Origin of the sequence: Bradyrhizobium sp. F1.4.3, assembly GCF_040548375.1 — a bacterium.
Taxonomy (GTDB): Bacteria; Pseudomonadota; Alphaproteobacteria; order Rhizobiales; family Xanthobacteraceae; genus Bradyrhizobium.
The window spans coordinates 278636-297964 of record NZ_JBEPRN010000002.1; the positions used below are offsets into that span (position 1 = coordinate 278636).

The window sequence follows — 19329 nt, forward strand, 5'->3', positions numbered from 1 at the left end:
ATGGCTAGAGCTTGCCCTCGGCGAACCTGGCCAGCGCGTCGGCAACTCCCTTGCCGTAGGCCGGGTCCGCCTTGGCGCAGTTGGCCACGTGGCGTTCCTGGATGTGCTTTGCTGCCTGACCCACCTGGCGCGCGGTGTTGTCGAACAGTGTCTGCTTTTGCGCAGGGGTCATCTTCCGGAACAGATTGCCCGGTTGCTGCCAGTGATCGTCGTCCACCCGGTGATCCCAGTGCGCGGCGGCGCCAGTGATCTCGAGAGGCGGCTCGTTCAAATGGGGACGGTCCGTCCATTCGCCGCGGCTGTTGGGCCAGTAGGTCGGCGTCCGGCCGAGATTGCCGTCGGTCCGCATGGCACCGTCGCGGTGATAGCTATGGAACGGGCATTTCGGCGCGTTGACCGGAATGTGGTGATGGTTGACACCGAGCCGGTAGCGCTGCGCGTCACCATAGGAGAACAAGCGCGTCTGGAGCATCTTGTCCGGCGAGTAGCCGATACCCGGCACGATATTGGCGGGCGAGAACGCTGCCTGCTCGACTTCGGCGAAGACGTTTTCGGGGTTCCGATTGAGCTCAAAATAGCCCACCTCGATGAGCGGATAGTCGGCCTTCGGCCAGACCTTGGTGAGATCGAACGGATTGAAGGCAAATTTCGTCGCCTGCTCGTCCGTCATCACCTGGATGCATAAGGTCCAGCGCGGAAACTCGCCTCGCTCGATGTTGCCGAAGAGGTCGCGCTGGTGGCTTTCGCGATCCTGGCCGACAAGCGACTGTGCCTCTGCGTCGGTCAGGTTCTGGATGCCCTGCTGGGTACGGAAGTGGAATTTCACCCAGACGCGCTCATTATTGGCGTTGAGCAGGCTGTAGGTGTGACTACCGAAGCCGTGCATGTGACGGTAGCTCCTGGGGATGCCGCGCTCGCTCATGACGACGGTGACCTGGTGCAGAGCCTCGGGAAGCAGCGTCCAGAAATCCCAGTTGTTGTCAGCGCTCCGCATGCCCGTATAGGGATCGCGCTTGATGGCGTGGTTCAAATCAGGAAAGCGCAACGGATCGCGAAAGAAGAAGACCGGCGTGTTGTTGCCGACCATGTCCCAGTTGCCTTCTTCGGTATAGAATTTGAGCGAGAACCCGCGAATGTCGCGCTCGGCGTCCGCCGCGCCGCGCTCGCCGGCGACCGTCGAGAATCGCGCGAACATCGGCGTCTGCTTGCCGATTTGGGAGAAGATCCCGGCCTTGGTGTAGCGAGTGATGTCGTGGGTGACCGTGAATGTGCCGTGGGCGCCGGAACCCTTGGCGTGCATTCGCCGCTCGGGAATGACTTCCCGGTCGAAATGCGCGAGCTTCTCGATCAGCCACACGTCCTGCAGCAGCGCCGGCCCGCGCGGTCCGGCGGTCTGTATGTTGACATTGTCCGTGACCGGCGCGCCGGACGCGTGGGTCAGAAACGGTCTTCCAGCCTTGTCGCTCATTGGGTTTTCCTGTGATCGGTGTTGGGCGAAGACTTGTCACCCAACCTTCAATGGATGAGTGACAAGAGTGCTTTCGAATTGAGAGGCAGGACCTCGCAATCCAGCTTGATGGGCCAGCGCGTCCGAAGGCCCTGCTTGCGAAGCGAAGGCGCCGTCAGCCTTGCCGTTTTGCGCGTTCGTGGAAGATCGAGCCGATGAAATCGAGACTCGTCCGCGCTGCAAGCAGCGACGTGATTCCCGATGGATCGTAGGGTGGCGAGACCTCGACGAAGTCGGCGCCGACCACCTCAAAGCGCCATGCGATCTCCTGGAGAAGATCCTTGGCTTCGTAATAGGTGAACCCGCCGTGGCTGATGGTTGCGGTCCCCGGCGCGATCGACGGATCGAAGCTGTCGATATCGATCGAGACGTAGACCCGCTCGCCATCCGGGATGTGGGAGAGAGCCGCAGCCGCGCCGATCGAGCGGAACTTGCGCAATGAAACGACGTGCGTGCCGTAGGCCTTTGCCGCCTCGTAGTCCTTCTTGCTCACGGAGGCCATGTTGTGCGGGCCGAGCGTCGTGATGCCCTTCACATGCGCCATCTCCGAGGCACGACGCATCGGGCTGCCATGCCCCCAGCTGATGCCGTTGCGTTCGTCGATGAAGTCGAAATGCGCGTCGAGATGGATGATGTGGATCGGCTTCTCGTTCGAGTACGCCGCAACCGTCGCCATGGTGATGGCGTGGTCGCCGCCCAGGATGTACGGCATCGTCTTGGCGTCGAGCAGCGCCCGAACCGCCAGCTCGGCGTTGGCCAGGCTACGCTTCGTATCGGCGTAGATGACGTCGCTGTCGCCGGCGTCGACGATCTTGACTTCTTCGGCGCTGAGATAGGTGACCTCGTCCTCGAAATCGAAGACGCCTTCCGGGCCAAAGCCGTGGAACATGGACACCTCGCGGATCGCGCGCGGCCCGAAGCGTGTGCCGACGCGGTAGCTCGAGGCCGTATCGATCGGGACGCCCAAGACGGCGACATCGGCGCCATCGAGCTTGTCCCAGTTGGTGCAGGCGGGCTGGCCCGCAAAGGTGACCAAGCCCACGAAGGGCAGATCCATTCGCTCCGGCATGTTCCGGCTCTTGGATTGCGTTGTCATTGCAGCGATCCTTTTCGAGATTGGGCAAATAGGCGCGAACAATCGTTGTTTTCAGCAGATTTCGCCGGTGACGCCTTCGCGCTCATAGGCGCGGCGGACCGCAGGCAGGGCGCCAACCATGTCGAGCAGCCGCGCGATGCTCGGCCGCGAGCGGGGTGGAGTCGACATCGGGCGGGCCCAGCGGGAGAGCATCACGAGATAGAAGTCGACGGCGCTCAGCTTGTCACCCAGGAATAGGGGGCCGTTCGCCTTCAAGTGCCGATCGATTACATCGAGGTAGGCGCCGGCGCGCTTCTCCGCGCCGTTCCTGACGATCTCGCTCGCAGCAGCATCGGCGCCCGCGAGGCGGTCGGGGTATTGCCAGATCATAAGCTCTTCCTGTAGCGAGTTCGTCAGGAAGGTGATCCACTGGTAGAACTTCGCACGTTCCGGCGTACCGACCTTGGGCGCAAGGCCTGCCTCCGGATGTTGATCGACCAGGTGGAGAACAATCGCGGCGGCCTCGAACATCACGAGTTCGCCGTCGACCAGGGTGGGAATGCGCCCGTTCGGATTGATTTTCAGATAATGTTCCGATTTCTGGGTATTGTTGGCGCGGTCCACGAGTACGAGCTCGTACTCGTGGCCGATTTCTTCGAGCACCATATGTGGCGCTGCGTTGGCGTTGCTGGGGAAGTAGTGAAGTTGGTACATCGTATGTCTCCGGAACTGTGCGTCCATGAACGGAAAATTAGAAGTCACATCGATTGGCCACAACGAGGGAGGTCCGTCGATGTCGGCCAAAGGTCCGTCGATGTTGGCCAGCGCGGTGCTGGACGCACGAATACAGAAGAATCGGTGGCTTGCGCCGTGTTCGGCATTCGCCAACCGATCGTACGACATGTCCGCCTTACCGCTTCGGCATCACGCCTGGCGCGGTTTGGGGCCAGCTTGCGATCGTAGCTTCGTCCACGTTGAGATGCTGCGCCACGAGTTTCGGCGGCGTGTGCGCGAGCCAGTTGGAGAGAGAGACTTCCTCGTAGTGCGGCGCGCGAAAGACGCCGATGAACTGTAGATCGGTGTCGCCGACATTCTCGACATAATGGCCGAGGTTACGCCGGACATAGCCAATGTCGCCGGCATTGAAGTCCATCGTCAGCGCGTTCGGGCCGGTATCGAACACGGTCATGCGCGCCTTGCCCCTGAGATAATACTGCCACTCGTCCGCATTGGGGTGCCAATGCATTTCCCTTATGCCGCCGGGTCGAACCGTGACCAGCGCGGCGGCCACCGCGGTTGAAACCTTGAAGTTGCTGCTGTCGGCGACCTGGATGCTTCCTGTATCGGACGATTTGAACGGCAGGGATGATCCGAGCGGGAAGATGAAGGGATGCGTGGCGACGGGCGCGTCCTTCTGAATTGCGGCGCGATCGCGGGCAAGGTCGCCGGGCACGGTGCCCTGGAAAATCCAGAAATTGTGCAGCGGGATCTTTGCGAATGCGTCTGCCGGAACGCCGAAGTTCTTGGCCAGTATCTCGGGCGGCGTGTGGGCGAACCAGTCCGACACAAGCAACGTGTTGAACTCGTCGGCATGCCCGTCGTCAAAACAGATGACGAATTCGCATCCATCCGGGCCCAAGCCCTGCAGTGAATGCGGCGCGCCCGGCGGGAAGTACCAGAGGTCGCCCTCCTTGATGTCTGCGACATAGGGACGCCCGTACGCATCGAGCACCGTCACGCGGCAAATGCCGTAAGTCATGATGGCCCACTCGGCGGCCTGGTGCCAATGCAACTCGCGGATGCCGCCCGCTGTCAGGCGCATGTTGACGCCCGAGATCTCCTTGGAAATGGCAAAATCGGCAACCGTGACCTGTCGCGCCCATCCTCCATTCTGGATTCGCTTCGGAGCGTTGTTGAAGGAGGCCCACGGTGTCGGCATGCCGCCGACATCGGTCGCCGGGGGAGATTGCGCTGAAGGAAATTGATTGCCAAGAGCCTCACTCTGCGGGCCCGGGTCGCGGAGATTTCCCGGACCCTTCGCGTTGAGGGCGCCCTGGGGCGGCTCGTCCGGATTTCCGAAGGATCCGGCCTTCGCTGCGGACACCGTCATGGCTGCGCCCATGGCCGAGGCCGCCAGCACGTTTCGTCTCGAAATCATGATCGTATCTCCAAGCGGATGCACTGCAGAGCCGTCAATAGCGGTCTCTCTCCGTGGAGTTAGGAAAGCGCCGATATGAGCCAATCCAGAGAGGACGTCAGCTTTTCCAGAACGCACTGCGGCGTCTTCGTGATCGCACCTTCCGGGCAGTCGCGCTGGCACGATCCGGCATTCTCGAAAGAAAGTTCGCGGCTGGAATTGCAACTGCTCTGCATCGGTACCTGCAGAGGTTCTCGCGATGTCGGAACGAAAAGAAATTCATCCCTATCATCATCCGGCCGGTGGTTGGGGTGCGCTCAAGGCCCTTAGCGAACATCTGATCGAACAGCGGATTCCGATTAAGGGGGCGAACACGCTCCGATGCATGAACCAGCCCGAAGGGTTCGACTGTCCCGGCTGCGCCTGGCCTGATCCGAAGCACACCTCGGCATTCGAGTTCTGCGAGAACGGTGCGAAGGCTGTGGCGTGGGAAGCGACCGCCAAGCGTTGCACGCCCGAGTTCCTGGCAGAACACTCGGTGGCCGAACTCGCCACCTGGAGTGACTATGATCTTGAGATGGCCGGCCGTCTCACGCATCCGATGGCCTATGATGGAGCAACGGACCGCTATCTCCCGGTGAGCTGGAGCAAGGCGTTCTCGATCATCGGTCGGCATCTGAAGGCAATGCCCGACCCGAACATGGCGGAGTTCTACACTTCCGGCCGCACCTCGAACGAAGCCGCCTTTCTGTATCAGCTTTTCGTGCGGGAATACGGCACCAACAATTTCCCCGATTGCTCGAACATGTGTCACGAGGCGACGAGCGTCGGCTTGCCGCAATCCATCGGCGTGGGCAAGGGCACGGTCCTGCTGGAGGACTTCGACAAGGCAGACTGCATCTTCATCTTTGGTCAGAACCCCGGCACCAACAGCCCGCGCATGATGACCAACTTGCGCGACGCGGCCCGGCGCGGTGCTTCGATCATCTCGTTCAATCCGTTTCGTGAACGCGCCCTGGTACGGTTTCAGGCGCCGCAGAGCCCGATCGAGATGGCGACGTTGAGCTCGACTCAGATCAGCTCACGCCTTTACCAGCTGCGAGTCGGCGGTGACGTCGCCGTGATCAAGGGCCTCATGAAGGTTCTGGTCGATGAAGACGCAGCGGCGAGGGCTAGGGGCGAGCCAGCCGTCCTGGACTGGGATTTCATCCATGACCATACCAATGGCCTCGATCAACTGGTAAGTGACCTGAGGGCGACGCAATGGACCGATATCGAGCGTTACTCGGGGCTTAGCCGCGAGGACATCGAATATGCCGCGCAGGCCTACATGAAAGCCGAGCGCGCGATTGTTGTCTACGGGATGGGCATCACCCAGCATCGGCGCGGCGCCCAGAACGTTCAGCAATTGGCGAATCTCGCTCTTCTTCGCGGCCACATCGGCCGTGAAGGCGCAGGCATCTGCCCGGTTCGTGGCCATTCGAACGTGCAGGGAGATCGTACGGTCGGCATCACCGAGGCACCGTCCGGCGAATTTCTCGACCGGCTGGAATCCTGCTTTGGTTTCAAGGCGCCTCGTGCGCACGGTCACAACGTCGTCACGGCGCTTGAAGCGATGATACGCGGTGACGCCAAGGTGTTTATCGCGATGGGTGGCAACTTTGCCGCCGCCATTCCGGATTGGCAGCTGACGCAAGATGCGCTCAGGCGACTCGATCTCACGGTCCACATCTCGACCAAACTCAACCGCAGTCACTTGGTCCACGGGCGCGATGCCCTGATCCTGCCCTGCCTCGGCCGCACGGAGATAGACATCCAGGCGACCGGGCCGCAATCCATTACCGTGGAGGATTCCATGTCGATGGTGCACGCGTCGGCCGGCCGCAACCAGCCCGCGTCCGAGCACCTTCTCAGCGAGCCCGCGATCGTTGCCGGCATGGCCCGGGCGACCCTCGGGCGGTCCTCCGTCGTCGATTGGGACGGTTTCGTCGCCGACTACGATCGCATTCGCGAGGCTATCGAGGCCGTATTGCCGATATTCGAGGCCTACAACGCACGAATTCGCGTACCCGGCGGTTTCCATCTTGTCTCGACCGCGCGCGAGCGCGTTTGGGTGACGTCCAGCGGCAAGGCGAATTTTCTGGTCTTCGATGGCCTCGGCGAAGATCCGAACGACGACCATCCGGAGACGCTCTGGCTGAGCACGATTCGCAGCCATGATCAGTACAATACCACGCTCTATTCGCTGTCCGATCGCTACCGGGGCGTCTATGGCCAGCGCGACATCGTGTTCCTCAATCAGTTCGAGATGGAGAAGCGCGGTCTTGCAGACGGCGATCGCATTGACCTGGTGACCGCGTCGACGGACGGACTGGAACGGAGGGTGCGCAACTTCCGCGTGGTCGGATACTCGTTTCCGAACGGTTGCTGCGCGGCCTACTACCCGGAGACCAATCCGCTGGTGCCGCTCTATGCGCACGATCCCATCAGCTTCACGCCGTCGTCCAAGGGCATCCCGGTTCGGATCGAGCGCACCGGCGCCAACGTCACGGACGAGTCCTTGCATCAGGACCAGAGCGACCGGAGGAGTTGAAACAGATGAAGCCGAGCGCGGGCGTCACCATCGGCATGGCTGCGGCCGTGTCGATTGTGGTCACCCCCGACATGACGATCGGGCATTTCGTTCCGGGCATGCCGCAGGTCTATGCGACCCCGATGATGATCCTGCACATGGAAATGGCCGCTGGCCTCGCGGTCGCAGCCGCCCTGCCGCCTGGTTACGTCAGCGTCGGCATGTCGGTCGATATCCGGCATCTGGCGGCCACGCCGATCGGCGGTCGCGTACGCGCGTTTGCGTGTGTCAAAAGCGTCGACGCAAAGAGCCTGCTTTTCGAGATCGAGGCGTGGAATGACCTCGGAAGGATCGGTGCCGGCATCCATCGCCGGGGGATCGTGAATGTCCTCGAGTTCGAGAAACGGTTCGGCGTTCACAAGGCCGTTGCCTGACTCAGCGCATTGCCCGACCGCAAAGCGGCCATCCCACAGGGCAAGCAGCCTCGACATCGACGGCCTCGCTTCACGCGGCCGTCGACCAGTCCAGATCGGAAGATCGGGAAGTGCCGTCACAGGATCTCTGTGGCAGCCTGCTCGAGCTCGGATTGCGGGAGCATATGATTGCCGACGCGCCAACTCCGGGGAGTGCATCCCGTGAATCGCTTGAAGACGGTCGTAAAGTGGGCCTGGGTCTGAAAGCCAACTGTGAGCGCGATCTCCATGATCGGCGTTGTGCTGTCCTTCATCAACTCCGTGGCTCGCCGAATGCGCCGCTGCAGCAGGAATTCGTGCGGGCGCAAGCCTGTCGCCGCGCGGAACTGAGAGGCGAAGTGCATGCGGCTGAGTCCCGCGACCGCAGCCAGATCACGCGAGGTCATCTTCGACGATATGCTGGCATCGATATAGTCGACGACGCGCTTGAGCCGCCATTTCTGCAACCTCTGGATATGGCGGCCGCGAACGGAGGCCTGATCAATCCCGGTCGGTCGCTCCGCGGCAGGTCGTAGACCAAACTGCCTGACCGCGATCGCGAGCCGAAGCGCTTCCATGCACTGACGATCATTGTTGTGCGTAGCGACCTTCAGGGCCTTAAACAGCGACTGAACGACTTCATCTCCGGACTCTATCTCGGCGGGGGCTGACGGCTGGGCCGACGGGCGCCCCCTTTCAATGGAAGCCGGATGTCCATTCTCGCTCCTGCTTGGGGCAGCATGCGCGAACAATTGCCGAAGGGGGTCGTGGATCTGGACGGACATCTTGAGTCGCTCCGGGATGAAAATGCTGTCAGGTCTTCACGATGTGGCGAGATGCCGTCAATTCGGCGCGAGCTCGGCAATCTCGACGCCGGTCGACGGCGTCAAGTTGGCGGCGGCCGGCAGCACATGACGCAGGGAGAAGATTTCCTGATCCTGCCTGCTCACCGTCTTCCTTGCGAGCTGCCGAAGTTCGTCGTTGCGGCCGTACTTGATCTCCGCACGCGCCAAGTCGATCGTGCCCTGATGATGAGGGACCATCACATTGACGAAATCGCGGTCGATGTCGTCGGTCAGCGTCATGAGCATGCTGCGGTTCATGTTGCTCATCGCGAGATCGATATCGAACAGAAACTGCTGCTCGTCCCGAGCCTTCACCGTACGGGCCTCAGAGCCTTGCTTCGGATCCTGCGCGAGGGCGAATGAGGTCGCCATGACCGACAGGCTGGTTGCCAGCGAGATAGCGCGTCTGCGCACGAATCCGCGGGAGAACAAGGGCACATCGAACTCCATGGCAAGCTAATGTGATCGGTGTCACGCAGACGAGTGCGTGTTGCTGTTCTGAAGATGTCAGGGGGGATCGATCAGCTCAATTAAAAATGGTTTTAAGGTTCGGCGAGCGAGATGCGTGCCGGCTAAACCCGAATTCAGATTTCTTAAGTCCAATTTAGTGGTCGCTCCATCCACGGTCTTCCTACAGTTGAGGTGCCGGACCCAACGTAGGAGCAGTCAATGCAGGCTCAAAAGGCCACCGCCAATGTCACCGGAGTGTCAGCTCTGCAATCGGTTGGTATTCTCGCCTATTCCGCAGCTATCAAACGTTTCGATCTGCTCGAGCGCGGCCGCGAGCAGCAGCTTGCGCAGCGCTGGCAGGAGTGGCGGGACAAAAGCGCGACCGACGAACTGATTACGAGCCATCTTCGCCTCGCCGCCAAGGTGGCACGGGGCTACAAAGGATACGGTCTTCCGATCGCCGACCTGATCGCGGAAGCCAATCTTGGACTCGTGATTGCAGCCTCTCGTTTCGAACCTGGACGCGGCGCGCGGTTTTCGAGCTACGCCATGTGGTGGATCAAGGCGACCGTCCACGAATACATCTTGCGCTCATGGTCCCTGGTCAAGATCGGCACGACGGCCGCGCAGAAGAAGCTCTTCTTCAGGCTGCGCGGCGAAATGAGGAAGCTCGCGGGCGATACGGCGGTACTGACGCCGGAACTTGCGCAACTCATCGCCAACAAGCTCGATGTAGCCGCCGGCGACGTGATCGAGATGGATAGCCGGCTCAGTGGTGATCTGTCCCTGAGTAGCCGTATCGGCGACGGCGAGCGGTCGACGGAATGGGAAGCCACGCTCGTCGATGACGCCCCGGGTGCAGAAGAGATCGTCGCGGAGCACGACGAGACAACCCGCAGGTCAGCGGCGCTGCGCGCCGCGCTGGACGTCTTGACCGAGCGCGAGCGGCGCGTGTTCGAGGCGAGACGGCTCGCGGAGCCCCCGTTGACCCTGGAGCAGCTCGGTTGCGAACTGTCGATCTCGAGCGAGCGGGTGCGGCAGATCGAGACGTCCGCATTCGCGAAGGTCAAGCGCGCGACGATACAGGGCACCAGGGTGGGCAGCGACGGAATGGCTGCGTGAGGTGTACGCGCATCGAGCCTGTGCTCTGATCTGCACGGGCTCGCTGCGAAGTGAACCGGAAGCCATCTCCGATCACGGCTGCGCGAAGCCTGACCAAAAGGTGAAGCGGCGCGATGGCTTTGTCATTTCCTGTTGGAGCGACTGAATTCCAACTTGATTGCGGCGGCTGGCCGATCGTCGCGATGCCTCGCCGAGCGTACTGAAACGGCGGGTGCACAGGGGTCTCGAATGGGAATCGTTCGATTTGCACTGAGGTTTCCGCACACCTTCTACGTGGTAGCGGCTCTGATCCTGTTTTTGGGTGGTGCCGCGCTGTGGTCGATGCCGACGGATATCTTCCCGGAGATACGGATTCCCGTCGTGACTGTCATCTGGCAGTACACCGGGCTGTCGACCCCGGAGATGGAGCAGCGCGTCAGCACGTATAGCCAGTATTCCATCAGTGCCAACGTCAACGGCATCAAGAACATGGAGTCCCAGACTCTTAACGGTCTATCGGTGCAGAAGATCTATTTCCAGCCCGACGTCAATCTCGACCTGGCCATCGCGCAGATCGTTTCCGCAACCAACTCCATTCGTGCGTTGATGCCGCCTGGCATCCAGCCGCCGATCGTCGTGCAGTTCAATGCGTCGAGCGTTCCTGTGCTGCAGCTCAGCCTGAATTCGGACAATCTCAACGAGCAGCAACTCTATGACTTCGGCATCTATCGTGTCCGGCAGCAGCTTGCGCCCGTTCCCGGTGTCACCTTGCCCACGCCCGCCGGCGGAAAGTACCGCCAGATCATGGTGGATATCGATCCCGACAAGCTCCTGTCCCGAGGCCTGACGCCGCTCGATATCGTCAACGCGGTCAACACCCAGAATCTTACGCTGCCCTCCGGCACCGCGAAGATGGGAGACATGCAGTACACGGTACGCACCAACGCGACGCCGGCGACCATCGACGATCTCAACAAGATTCCGGTCAAGTTCACGAACGGCGCCACCATCATGTTGAAGGACGTCGCCCAGGTGCGCGACGGTGCGATGGTGCAGCAGAACATCGTCCGCGAGGACGATCGCCGCTCGGTCCTTCTCAGCATCATCAAGAATGGCAATGCCTCGACGCTGGCAGTCGTCAACGGCGTGAAGAAGGCGCTGACCGCCGTTCGCGCTGCCGCGCCTCCCGGACTCAAGATCACGGAACTATTCGACCAATCGGTCTTCGTGACGAGTTCGGTGAATGGCGTGCTCCGGGAAGGGGCGATCGCGGCGGGGTTGACCGCCATGATGATCCTCCTGTTCCTGGGCTCGTGGCGCTCGACCCTGGTGGTGATGATTTCGATTCCGCTAGCGATCCTGTCGTCGCTTGTCGTACTCTACTTTCTTGGGGAAACGCTGAACACGATGACGCTGGGCGGCCTCGCCCTGGCGGTCGGCATCCTGGTCGACGATTCGACCGTCACGATCGAGAACACCCATCGGCTGTGGACAGAGGAGGGGATGTCGCTCGCGGATGCGACCTTGCACGGAGCGGCCGAGATCGCGGTGCCCACACTGGTGTCCACCCTTGCCATCAGCTGTGTGTTCACGTCGGTGGTGTTCCTCGAGGGGCCAGCCAAATACCTGTTTACGCCGCTGGGACTCGCCGTCGTATTTGCGATGCTTGCGTCTTACGGATTGTCGCGAACGCTGACACCGATCACGATTGGGCTGCTGCTGAAGGGCGAGCGCCGGCATGTCCACGGCGAGGTCCCGGCCGGACTGTTCTCGCGCCTGTCCGGCGCCTTCGAACGCAGCTTCGAGCGGTTGCGTGAGAGCTATTCCCGGCTTCTCGGGGTACTGCTTCGACGCCGCGCCGTCGTGCCGATTGTTGCGATCCTGATGCTCGGCCTGGGCGCGGTGATGCTGAGCCTCGTGGGAAGGGATTTCTTCCCGTTAATTGACGGAGGCCAGATCCAGCTCCATGTCCGCGCGCCGGCGGGTACCCGGATCGAGAGCACTGAAGCCATATTCCAGAAGGTCGAGGACAAGATCCGCGAAGTCATTCCCGAGAAGGATCGCTCGCTCATCGTGGACAATATCGGGCTGCCCGCGCGGGCGTATAATTTGGCCTTCGCTGACGGCTCGACCATCGGCATCAATGATGGTGTCATCCTGGTCTCGCTCCGGGACGGCCACAAGCCGACAGCGGAGTATATCAAGAAGCTGCGTCAGGTCTTGCCGGCGTCGTTCCCGGAGGACACTTTCTATTTTCAGGCCGCCGACATCGTCACGCAGATCCTGAACTTTGGACTGCCGGCGCAGATCGACGTTCGAACCGTCGGCTATGGAGCCGACAATCTGGCGGTTGCCAAGAAGCTCCAGAAGCGGTTGGCCGCGATCCCAGGTGTCGTCGACGCCCATCTCCAGCAGGAGATCGACGGTCCGGATTTCTATGCGGATATCGACAGGACCCGTGCCGCCCAGCTCGGGTTGAACGCCAGCACGGTTGCGACCAACATCAATGTCAGCCTCAGCTCGTCGGTGCAGGTCTCGCCGAATTTCTGGACCGATCTGAGCTCCGGCATTCCCTACTATCTCGCCGTGCAGACGCCGGAATACAAGATCGGCTCGCTTAGTGCGCTGGCCAATACGCCCGTGTCCACGTCTGTGGCCGCGAGTGGCCAGACGGTGCCTGGCATGCTCAGCAACATCGCGACCTTCAAGCGCGACACGGTGCCGACCAATGCCAACCAGAGCAACGTCCAGCCGGTCTACGAGGTCTATGCGAGCGTGCAGGGCCGCGATCTTGGTGGCGTGGCAGCCGATATCGGCAAGGTCACCGCCGATCTTCAAAAGCAACTCAAGCCCGGCAATTCCATCCAGGTCCTGGGCCAGATCCAGAGCATGAACGACTCGTTCCGGGATCTCGGTATCGGCCTCGTGTTCGCGGCCGTGTTCGTCTATCTGCTGATGGTCGTCAACTACCAGAGCTTTGGCGAGCCCTTCGTGGTCATTCTGGCGTTGCCCGCAACGCTGTGCGGCATCGTGACCATGCTGTTCATCACCGGGACCACGCTCAATGTCCCGTCGCTGATGGGCGCGATCATGTCCGTCGGCGTCGCATCGGCGAACTCCATCCTGCTGGTGACGTTTGCGCGCGAGCAGCAGCTGAAGGGCCATTCCGCCCTAGAGGCGGCATTGAGCGCCGGACGCACCCGTATTCGGCCGGTGCTGATGACAGCCGCCGCGATGGTGGTCGGCATGATCCCGATGGCCATCGGCGGTGCTGGCGAGGAGCAGAACGCAGCACTCGCCCGCGCCGTGATCGGCGGACTGCTGTTTGCAACTCCGACGACCCTGCTTATCGTCCCCTATCTGTTTGCCATGCTGCGCAAGGGCAATGACGGAAAGCCGCAGCATGGCGTGTTCGAGGAAACGCAGGCATGACTGAGATAGATGTGCGGCCCGATCGGCCGTTCCACGACCTCGATCTTCCGGACGATGCGGATAGGCCTTTGCTGCGGGCCGAGGGCCGGCACAAGCGGCGGTCCGGAGCAGCCGTGTTCGGGTCAGCGGCGCTGCTCTTGCTTGCCGGAGGGCTCGCTGTGGGTGGCTGGCGCCACTATGAGGCCGATCGCGCGCTGGCCGCGACGTCCGAACAAGCGCGGATGCTTGTGCCGGAAGTCCGCGTCGCGACCGTCCGCGCCAGTGACAGCAAGATAGACGTCACCTTGCCGGCGACAACGGCAGCCTTCGAAGCTGCCAACATATTTGCCAGGACCAGCGGCTACATCGAAAAGCGCTACGTCGATATCGGCGATCGTGTGAAGGCAGGAGCGTTGCTGGCCGAGATCGTCGCGCCCGAGCTGGATCACCAGATCGCGCAGGCCCAGGCCACCCTGGCGCAGACCCAGGGAACTCTTCAGCAGACGCAGGCGAGCCGTGAACTCGCCGAGGTCACCAACGCGCGCGACAGCGGTCTCGTCAAGCAGGGATGGCTGACCGCCCAGCAGGGCGACAATGACCGTCTGACACTGCGCGCACAGCAGGCGGCCGAGGCCGTGGCGAAGTCGAACATCGCTGCTCAGCAAGCTCAGATCAAGGTTCTGGAACAGGACAAGGCCTATCAGCGCGTAGTGGCTCCATTCGACGGCGTGATCACCCAGCGCAGTATCGACAATGGCAGCCTCGTGCAGGCCGGTTCGACATTCATGTTCACGTTGATGCATGCGAATGTCATCCGCACGCAGGTGTTTGTGCCGCAGGACGAGGCGGTCGGAGTTCAGCCGGGCGTCGATGCGGTCGTCCGGATCCCGGAGCTGCCAGGCCGGGCGTTTCCGGGAAAGGTCACGCGGATCGCCACCGCGTTGCAGCCCGGGAGCCGTACGTTGCTGACGGAGATCGACGTTCCCAATCCGGATGGCGCGCTTCAGCCGGGCATCTATTGCACCATCGAGCTGTACATTCCGCGCAAGACGCCGTCGATGATCGTACCGGCCGACGCCGTTGTCTTCGATGAGAACGGCCTGCATGTTGCGGTCGTGGAAAATGGCGTCGTTCACATGCAGAAGATCTCGATCGCACGCGATCTCGGCACGCAGGTCGAGGTGCACGATGGCGTCAAGCCGGGCGATCAGGTGATCCTCAACCCGATGCTGAGCCTGACGGAGGGTAACCGGGTTTCTGCCCACCGGCCGCAGACGAGCTAACTCGCGGCCAAACCCGACGAGGCGCCGATCGACAGCACAGAGTGCTGGATCGCAGCCTCATATTCAAGTCCGCGAGGATGCTTCCGCGACCCGTCAATGTTGACCGCCGGGTGTATCGGGCGCGAGTGCCGCCGTATTCAATGTCAGCGAGGCACTGCGTGCCTTGGCTCCCCCTGGTTCGCCGGATTAAAGAATCGTAAGCGGCTCACAGCTCATTGAGCGCCTGTGAGCAAGTCTTGCATTCGCCTCCGCTGCATCGATCCGCACCTCCCTCATAGGGCAACACGTTCGTTGCATTTGAATGGAGAAGGTTGATGACGATGTTGAAGATCTTGTCGGCGGGACTGATCGCGACCGCGATGTTCACGACGGCCGCCAGTGCACGCGAGACTTACGCGAACCAACGGCACATCACGGAGCGCGCTCATCACGCGAGTGTCTTTCCGTTTGCAGAACCTTTCGGCGCCTATACCGCAGCGCCCTCGGAGCAGCCGGGCGGCATTTGCGACCACGGTGACAATCCGCAGATTTGCTGAGGGGCAGACCAAGGAGGCGCGGCGGCATAAGCCGGCTGCGCAGTCACCGGCGATGCGAGCGTCTCCTGCCCGCCTCCATATGTTTAGGTCGCGCCCGATTCTCGTCCTCGAGGATGAGATATTACCCGCCAAAATCCTGGAATGCTTGACTCACTCCGCGCGATCCGTGCCGGCGCAGCGTTCCGGACGGCGCCAGCGAGCCCCGACCACTGTGCTCCAGTCGACCGAGTAGTCGAGGATTGCAAGAATTGTGCTTAGCAGCCAGTAGGCGGGGATGCGCCCGCCGTCGCAGCAGTGCCGCTGGTGAGGGGACTAGCCGGAGCCGGATTAGCGAGGTCCATCGAGATGCTTTCCGGACACGCGCTCGTGTTCGGGGTGGGCATTACGCTCGGCGCGGGGCTGATGCTGGTGTCGGCGGTGTCGGCGTCGATCGCCGGCGGTTGAATGGTGCCGGGGGCAGGGGTCGACGGGATATCAGGCGTTGACGCCGGCAAAGCCGCAGCATTGGTCAGGGTGCTTCCAGGTGCCGACGTGCACGAGCTTCCGGGAGTGGAGCTGCCGAGTGCGGGCGCCGGCGCCACAGTGCCTGTCGTGCTGCCAGTGAACGTGCCGACGATGGTCACGGGCATGGCCGCCGGCAGGCTTGTAACGGTCATCGGCGCAGCCAGCCCCGACATGCCAGTGATGGTCCCCATTGCGCCCATCGGGCTTGTTGCACTCATCGGCACGGTGGGACTCGCAGAAACGCCGCTGCTCGTGGCGGTGACGCTCTCCACCGATGGCGAAAGCTCCACCGCGTTCGGCGCGCAATTGACGCTCGTTCCTGGAAGTGTCGGGTCTAGCGCCAGTGGGGGCGAAGCCAGCGTGGTTGCCGGCGCACCTGGAATGGTCGCGGCCGAGAAAAGGCTCGTGAACGGGCTTGGCCCTGCCAGCGGGGACGACACAATCGCGCCCGGTGTTGTCGGAATGGCCATGGCGGTCGTTCCCATGGTCGAGACTTGCGCTAGGCAGCCGTTGCCGCTCAGCAGGAGGGCGGCTGTCGCGGAGATGAGCGTACGCATTTAAATCCCAGACGTCCGATTGTCGAGATCAGACGTAAGTACTAGGGCCGGTAGATCCAATTCACGTTCGAGAGCGGAGATTGATGGCTCCAAGCAGTCGGGTGCCGACAGCGCCCGTGACGCGGGATACACGTTAAGTTCAGTAACTTCGCACGAACTCTCGATCAGAGATTTTCAATTCGCCGTCATGGTCCTTGCCGGAGCGCGTCTACCGCCTAGTCTTATCCAGGACGATCCAATCGTCGGGATGCGCTTCCGAAAGAGCTGCTGTTTGCGAAGGTGCTGCATGCAACGAATTCCATTCATACTGATCTGCATGGTGGTCTCGGTGTGGTCGGCGCCGGGTTATGCGGTGCCGGTTGTCCCCCTGATCCACCAATGAGTGCCGAGAGGATCGCTCAGCTTCCGTCCGGAATCAGGAGGATTGTTTTGTCCAGATGCGGCGCCGATGCTGAGGCTGGACACTACTTCGCGACATACGACGACAACTCAAACGTCGTTCGGCTCGACTACTCGCTCCTCCAGTGTCCGAATGCCCCTGGACATTGCGCAGGCTCCAGCTGTGTGCAGACGTTTGTTCGCCACGCTGGCCAGTATGTGCTGTCCAAGCCCAGCGGCACCACTTTCCACGACCGCGTCCGCGACGTGATCTGCGGTTGCGGCTCCCTTCGCGGGTCTACCTGACAGGGCAGTCAGGATCGGCTGCTGTCGAAAGGTAACTGTGAGGGGAATCTCAAGGCCGAGCTGGAAATCCGTCATTTGTACGGGGAGCTCGATCACCTGCTGTCCGAGAAAATTTGCGACGGCTGGCCGAGAGACAGCAAACCCAAATCGAGTGGCTACGCAGGATCGCGAATGACCCAGGATCTGATGCAGGAACTTCGAATAGCAAACAGGGTGCGCCGCAGGTTGCGGCAGCACCCCGTATGACGCTTCGCGACGCCCTGCGCTCAGCGGTATCTCGGCCCGATATGGACGTTGCGGCCTGCGAACACGGGAGCCGCGCCGCCGGCGCGCTCGAGGCCCATCCTGCCTGCCGGCGTCACGGCACCGCCGTTCAGGACGTCCCGGTTCGGATACATCGACGCATACGTCGCAGGCTCCTGGTCCGCGAAGGACCACGCCGCAAATGCGGATGGGATTGACGCCGTCGAGATCAACGCCGCAGCAATCAGTGTCTTGAACACAGTCATCATCATTCTCCATTGTCTCATTCGTGCGGAGAATTCGCGGCTCGCGATCACTGCTGCTCTCCTGCTAGTGTTTCCCGAACTGAATGTTCTTGATGTGTCTGATGTAGGCATTTCCGCTGGCGACCGTGCATCGTCGCAGATCACTCCTCCGAGAAGACGAAATACGCTTGGAGCTGTGAACACGCCGATGTCGAATCTGTATTCTTTGTCATGATCGCTCTCGCCATCGTGCTCGGCGCCACACGTGCCTGACGCCTAGTTCGAGTTCAGGTCACCTCAACGCCGGGAGTATGAATCATGAGGCTGTTGTCCCTGCTTTGCTTCGCACTTTGTCTCGTCCTCTCCACCACCACAGCATTCGCCCGTGGCGGCATGGGATCGATGGGATCGCACATGTCGATGGGTGGCGGCGCACTCGGCACGAGCGCTGCGACGCCGGGAACGAATTCCCTGGGCACTGCGCTGCCCTCATCCGGTACAGTCGGTCATGCCATGAAAGGCCCGCTGCTCGGTACGAACGCCGCCGTCGACAAGGAGGATGCGCGGGTTGAAAAGATGCTGGAGGGGTCGATCTGTCGCGGATGTTGAACCCGTGCATGTCGCCAGGCCAAATGATGATACCCGCTGGGAGCCGCATTCGCCGCGCTTGGCATCGGACTCAGCGGCGTCCTGGTTGCAATCGTCGTACCGCTCGTAGAGTAGCTTTGGAAGTCATGAAATCGATCGTTCGCGCCACCCGAACCGGTGCCGGCAAAGTGATACGCCGCGCCACTGCCTGGATTGGGATGACGAACGGCACGTCCTACCTCCAGGAGGTGAGCAATTGGAGAAAAGTTCGACGCGTTCTCTCTTGACTGCTGGCTTTCTGATTTCGCTGACCGCCTGTGCAAACGCGGCTCCCATCCATGGTACGCACACACGGCATCGGGCCGTGGCTCATCATGGGCCGGTCGTGTCACAGGGTGACTTCGTCATCCCGAGGGGAGCCTATGCAGGCCCTCGACCGCCGATCTACTACAACGATACGCCCAGCTATAACGATCCGTCCAAGTTCGGTGGCCAATCGCTCGGGATGGACCCGTAGAGCCCGGCCGTTCGCCGGTTATGCCGCGCGCGATGCTGAAGATGATTTGGAGCGATTCAATGCGCTGTCTGCTGGTGCTCGGTCTCTTGCTGGCGTCGTGTGCGACCGCGTCTGCGACGACGCACGATCCATTGCGTCCGGCTGCACGTCTGCACGTGCAGAGACATCGACTGCTAAATCCGAGTGCAGTACCGCCTGTCGGGCCGCGGTTCGCCGTCCCTGGCTGGAGCAATGAAGACACCGAGCGCTGACTGGACAACGCCAGTTCGTCCTGGTCGCAGGCCTGACGTTAGTTCGTTCCCTTTGTGCTGGCCAGATAATCGACGATCGCGGGCACGTCGCCTTCGTCGATGGGCGCTCTGTAAGCCTTGATCATCCTGTGGACCTCGGAATCCCAAGCGGACCTGGAGAGAGCAGGTTGGTTCAGCACCATGTCTGCGGAGTGACAGGCCAGACAGTTGTTGTTGATGGCGTCCGCGCTGGATCCGCCCGGAAATAGGGCATCGCCCGGTGGAAGCTCGACGTTCGTCGATGTGATCGCCGGAGCGGGCTGAACCTGGGCGGAGGCGGGCGTCAGAAGGGCAGCGAATGAGGTGCCGAGAGCAATGATGACGTGTCGCAT

The 19329-nt window shown here is 61.6% G+C and carries 16 protein-coding genes; 8 read left to right on the top strand and 8 right to left on the bottom strand.

The window, feature by feature from the left end; genetic code table 11:
* Positions 1 to 4: 4 nt before the first annotated feature.
* The 4 genes from ABIB73_RS08770 to ABIB73_RS08785 all read right to left on the bottom strand — a co-directional run bounded on the left by ABIB73_RS08770 (position 5) and on the right by ABIB73_RS08785 (position 4740).
* Positions 5 to 1468: a catalase gene (locus tag ABIB73_RS08770; RefSeq protein ID WP_354223080.1), complete on the bottom strand. Its 1464-nt coding sequence runs from the start codon at positions 1466 to 1468 to the stop codon at positions 5 to 7.
* 154 nt (positions 1469 to 1622) lie between these two features.
* Positions 1623 to 2603, bottom strand: a complete 981-nt coding sequence (locus tag ABIB73_RS08775) for an agmatinase (RefSeq protein ID WP_354223082.1) — start codon at positions 2601 to 2603, stop codon at positions 1623 to 1625.
* Positions 2604 to 2654: 51 nt separating this feature from the next.
* Positions 2655 to 3485 carry a glutathione S-transferase family protein gene (locus tag ABIB73_RS08780; protein WP_354223084.1) on the bottom strand — a complete coding sequence of 277 codons (831 nt, stop codon included), beginning with the start codon at positions 3483 to 3485 and terminating at the stop codon, positions 2655 to 2657.
* 7 nt (positions 3486 to 3492) lie between these two features.
* Positions 3493 to 4740, bottom strand: coding sequence for a cupin domain-containing protein (locus ABIB73_RS08785; RefSeq protein ID WP_354223086.1), 1248 nt, complete (start codon positions 4738 to 4740; stop codon positions 3493 to 3495).
* A gap of 238 nt (positions 4741 to 4978) precedes the next feature.
* Here ABIB73_RS08785 and ABIB73_RS08790 point away from each other — a divergent pair, with 238 nt between their 5' ends.
* Both ABIB73_RS08790 and ABIB73_RS08795 read left to right on the top strand, forming a co-directional pair.
* Positions 4979 to 7312, top strand: a complete 2334-nt coding sequence (locus ABIB73_RS08790) for an FdhF/YdeP family oxidoreductase (RefSeq protein ID WP_354223088.1) — start codon at positions 4979 to 4981, stop codon at positions 7310 to 7312.
* 5 nt (positions 7313 to 7317) lie between these two features.
* Positions 7318 to 7725 carry a thioesterase family protein gene (locus ABIB73_RS08795; RefSeq protein WP_354223090.1) on the top strand — a complete coding sequence of 136 codons (408 nt, stop codon included), beginning with the start codon at positions 7318 to 7320 and terminating at the stop codon, positions 7723 to 7725.
* Positions 7726 to 7841: 116 nt separating this feature from the next.
* Here the strand turns inward: ABIB73_RS08795 and ABIB73_RS08800 are convergent, their stop codons facing one another.
* Positions 7842 to 8528, bottom strand: a complete 687-nt coding sequence (locus ABIB73_RS08800; protein ID WP_354223092.1) for a helix-turn-helix domain-containing protein — start codon at positions 8526 to 8528, stop codon at positions 7842 to 7844.
* A 57-nt stretch (positions 8529 to 8585) separates the two neighbouring features.
* Positions 8586 to 9038, bottom strand: a complete 453-nt coding sequence (locus ABIB73_RS08805) for a DUF305 domain-containing protein (protein WP_354223093.1) — start codon at positions 9036 to 9038, stop codon at positions 8586 to 8588.
* 219 nt (positions 9039 to 9257) lie between these two features.
* On the opposite strand from ABIB73_RS08805, the gene rpoH reads away from it, so the two are divergent.
* The 5 genes from rpoH (at position 9258) to ABIB73_RS08830 (ending at position 16434) form a co-directional block, all read left to right on the top strand.
* Positions 9258 to 10160 carry an RNA polymerase sigma factor RpoH gene (rpoH, locus tag ABIB73_RS08810; protein WP_354223095.1) on the top strand — a complete coding sequence of 301 codons (903 nt, stop codon included), beginning with the start codon at positions 9258 to 9260 and terminating at the stop codon, positions 10158 to 10160.
* Between the two features lie 228 nt (positions 10161 to 10388).
* A complete protein-coding gene (locus ABIB73_RS08815) occupies positions 10389 to 13571 on the top strand; it encodes an efflux RND transporter permease subunit (protein ID WP_354223097.1) in 3183 nt (1060 codons plus the stop codon).
* Complete coding sequence (locus tag ABIB73_RS08820; RefSeq protein ID WP_354223099.1) at positions 13568 to 14833, top strand: efflux RND transporter periplasmic adaptor subunit; 1266 nt, start codon at positions 13568 to 13570, stop codon at positions 14831 to 14833. The genes ABIB73_RS08815 and ABIB73_RS08820 overlap by 4 nt, the downstream gene beginning before the upstream one ends.
* 314 nt (positions 14834 to 15147) lie before the next feature.
* On the top strand, positions 15148 to 15369 hold the full coding sequence (locus ABIB73_RS08825; RefSeq protein WP_354223101.1) for a hypothetical protein: 222 nt from the start codon (positions 15148 to 15150) through the stop codon (positions 15367 to 15369).
* A gap of 444 nt (positions 15370 to 15813) precedes the next feature.
* A complete protein-coding gene (locus ABIB73_RS08830; protein WP_354223103.1) occupies positions 15814 to 16434 on the top strand; it encodes a hypothetical protein in 621 nt (206 codons plus the stop codon).
* Between the two features lie 946 nt (positions 16435 to 17380).
* On the opposite strand, the gene ABIB73_RS08835 is transcribed toward ABIB73_RS08830, so the two are convergent.
* Entirely contained in the window at positions 17381 to 17623 is a 243-nt protein-coding gene (locus ABIB73_RS08835; RefSeq protein ID WP_354223105.1) for a hypothetical protein, read from the bottom strand.
* Positions 17624 to 17920: 297 nt separating this feature from the next.
* Between ABIB73_RS08835 and ABIB73_RS08840 the strand changes: the two genes are divergently transcribed.
* On the top strand, positions 17921 to 18211 hold the full coding sequence (locus tag ABIB73_RS08840) for a hypothetical protein (RefSeq protein ID WP_354223107.1): 291 nt from the start codon (positions 17921 to 17923) through the stop codon (positions 18209 to 18211).
* A gap of 785 nt (positions 18212 to 18996) precedes the next feature.
* On the opposite strand, the gene ABIB73_RS08845 is transcribed toward ABIB73_RS08840, so the two are convergent.
* Positions 18997 to 19329: a cytochrome c gene (locus ABIB73_RS08845; RefSeq protein WP_354223108.1), complete on the bottom strand. Its 333-nt coding sequence runs from the start codon at positions 19327 to 19329 to the stop codon at positions 18997 to 18999.

Bases quoted from the DNA above. Each gene is read 5' to 3' on its own strand.
- ABIB73_RS08780 (WP_354223084.1), bottom strand. From the start codon at position 3,485: ATGTCGTACGATCGGTTGGCGAATGCCGAACACGGCGCAAGCCACCGA.
- ABIB73_RS08835 (WP_354223105.1), bottom strand. From the start codon at position 17,623: ATGACTGTGTTCAAGACACTGATTGCTGCGGCGTTGATCTCGACGGCG.
- ABIB73_RS08815 (WP_354223097.1), top strand. From the start codon at position 10,389: ATGGGAATCGTTCGATTTGCACTGAGGTTTCCGCACACCTTCTACGTG.
- ABIB73_RS08840 (WP_354223107.1), top strand. From the start codon at position 17,921: ATGAGGCTGTTGTCCCTGCTTTGCTTCGCACTTTGTCTCGTCCTCTCC.
- rpoH (WP_354223095.1), top strand. From the start codon at position 9,258: ATGCAGGCTCAAAAGGCCACCGCCAATGTCACCGGAGTGTCAGCTCTG.
- ABIB73_RS08795 (WP_354223090.1), top strand. From the start codon at position 7,318: ATGAAGCCGAGCGCGGGCGTCACCATCGGCATGGCTGCGGCCGTGTCG.
- ABIB73_RS08785 (WP_354223086.1), bottom strand. From the start codon at position 4,740: ATGATTTCGAGACGAAACGTGCTGGCGGCCTCGGCCATGGGCGCAGCC.
- ABIB73_RS08770 (WP_354223080.1), bottom strand. From the start codon at position 1,468: ATGAGCGACAAGGCTGGAAGACCGTTTCTGACCCACGCGTCCGGCGCG.
- ABIB73_RS08775 (WP_354223082.1), bottom strand. From the start codon at position 2,603: ATGACAACGCAATCCAAGAGCCGGAACATGCCGGAGCGAATGGATCTG.
- ABIB73_RS08805 (WP_354223093.1), bottom strand. From the start codon at position 9,038: ATGGAGTTCGATGTGCCCTTGTTCTCCCGCGGATTCGTGCGCAGACGC.
- ABIB73_RS08790 (WP_354223088.1), top strand. From the start codon at position 4,979: ATGTCGGAACGAAAAGAAATTCATCCCTATCATCATCCGGCCGGTGGT.
- ABIB73_RS08830 (WP_354223103.1), top strand. From the start codon at position 15,814: ATGGTGCCGGGGGCAGGGGTCGACGGGATATCAGGCGTTGACGCCGGC.
- ABIB73_RS08845 (WP_354223108.1), bottom strand. From the start codon at position 19,329: ATGCGACACGTCATCATTGCTCTCGGCACCTCATTCGCTGCCCTTCTG.
- ABIB73_RS08825 (WP_354223101.1), top strand. From the start codon at position 15,148: ATGACGATGTTGAAGATCTTGTCGGCGGGACTGATCGCGACCGCGATG.
- ABIB73_RS08800 (WP_354223092.1), bottom strand. From the start codon at position 8,528: ATGTCCGTCCAGATCCACGACCCCCTTCGGCAATTGTTCGCGCATGCT.
- ABIB73_RS08820 (WP_354223099.1), top strand. From the start codon at position 13,568: ATGACTGAGATAGATGTGCGGCCCGATCGGCCGTTCCACGACCTCGAT.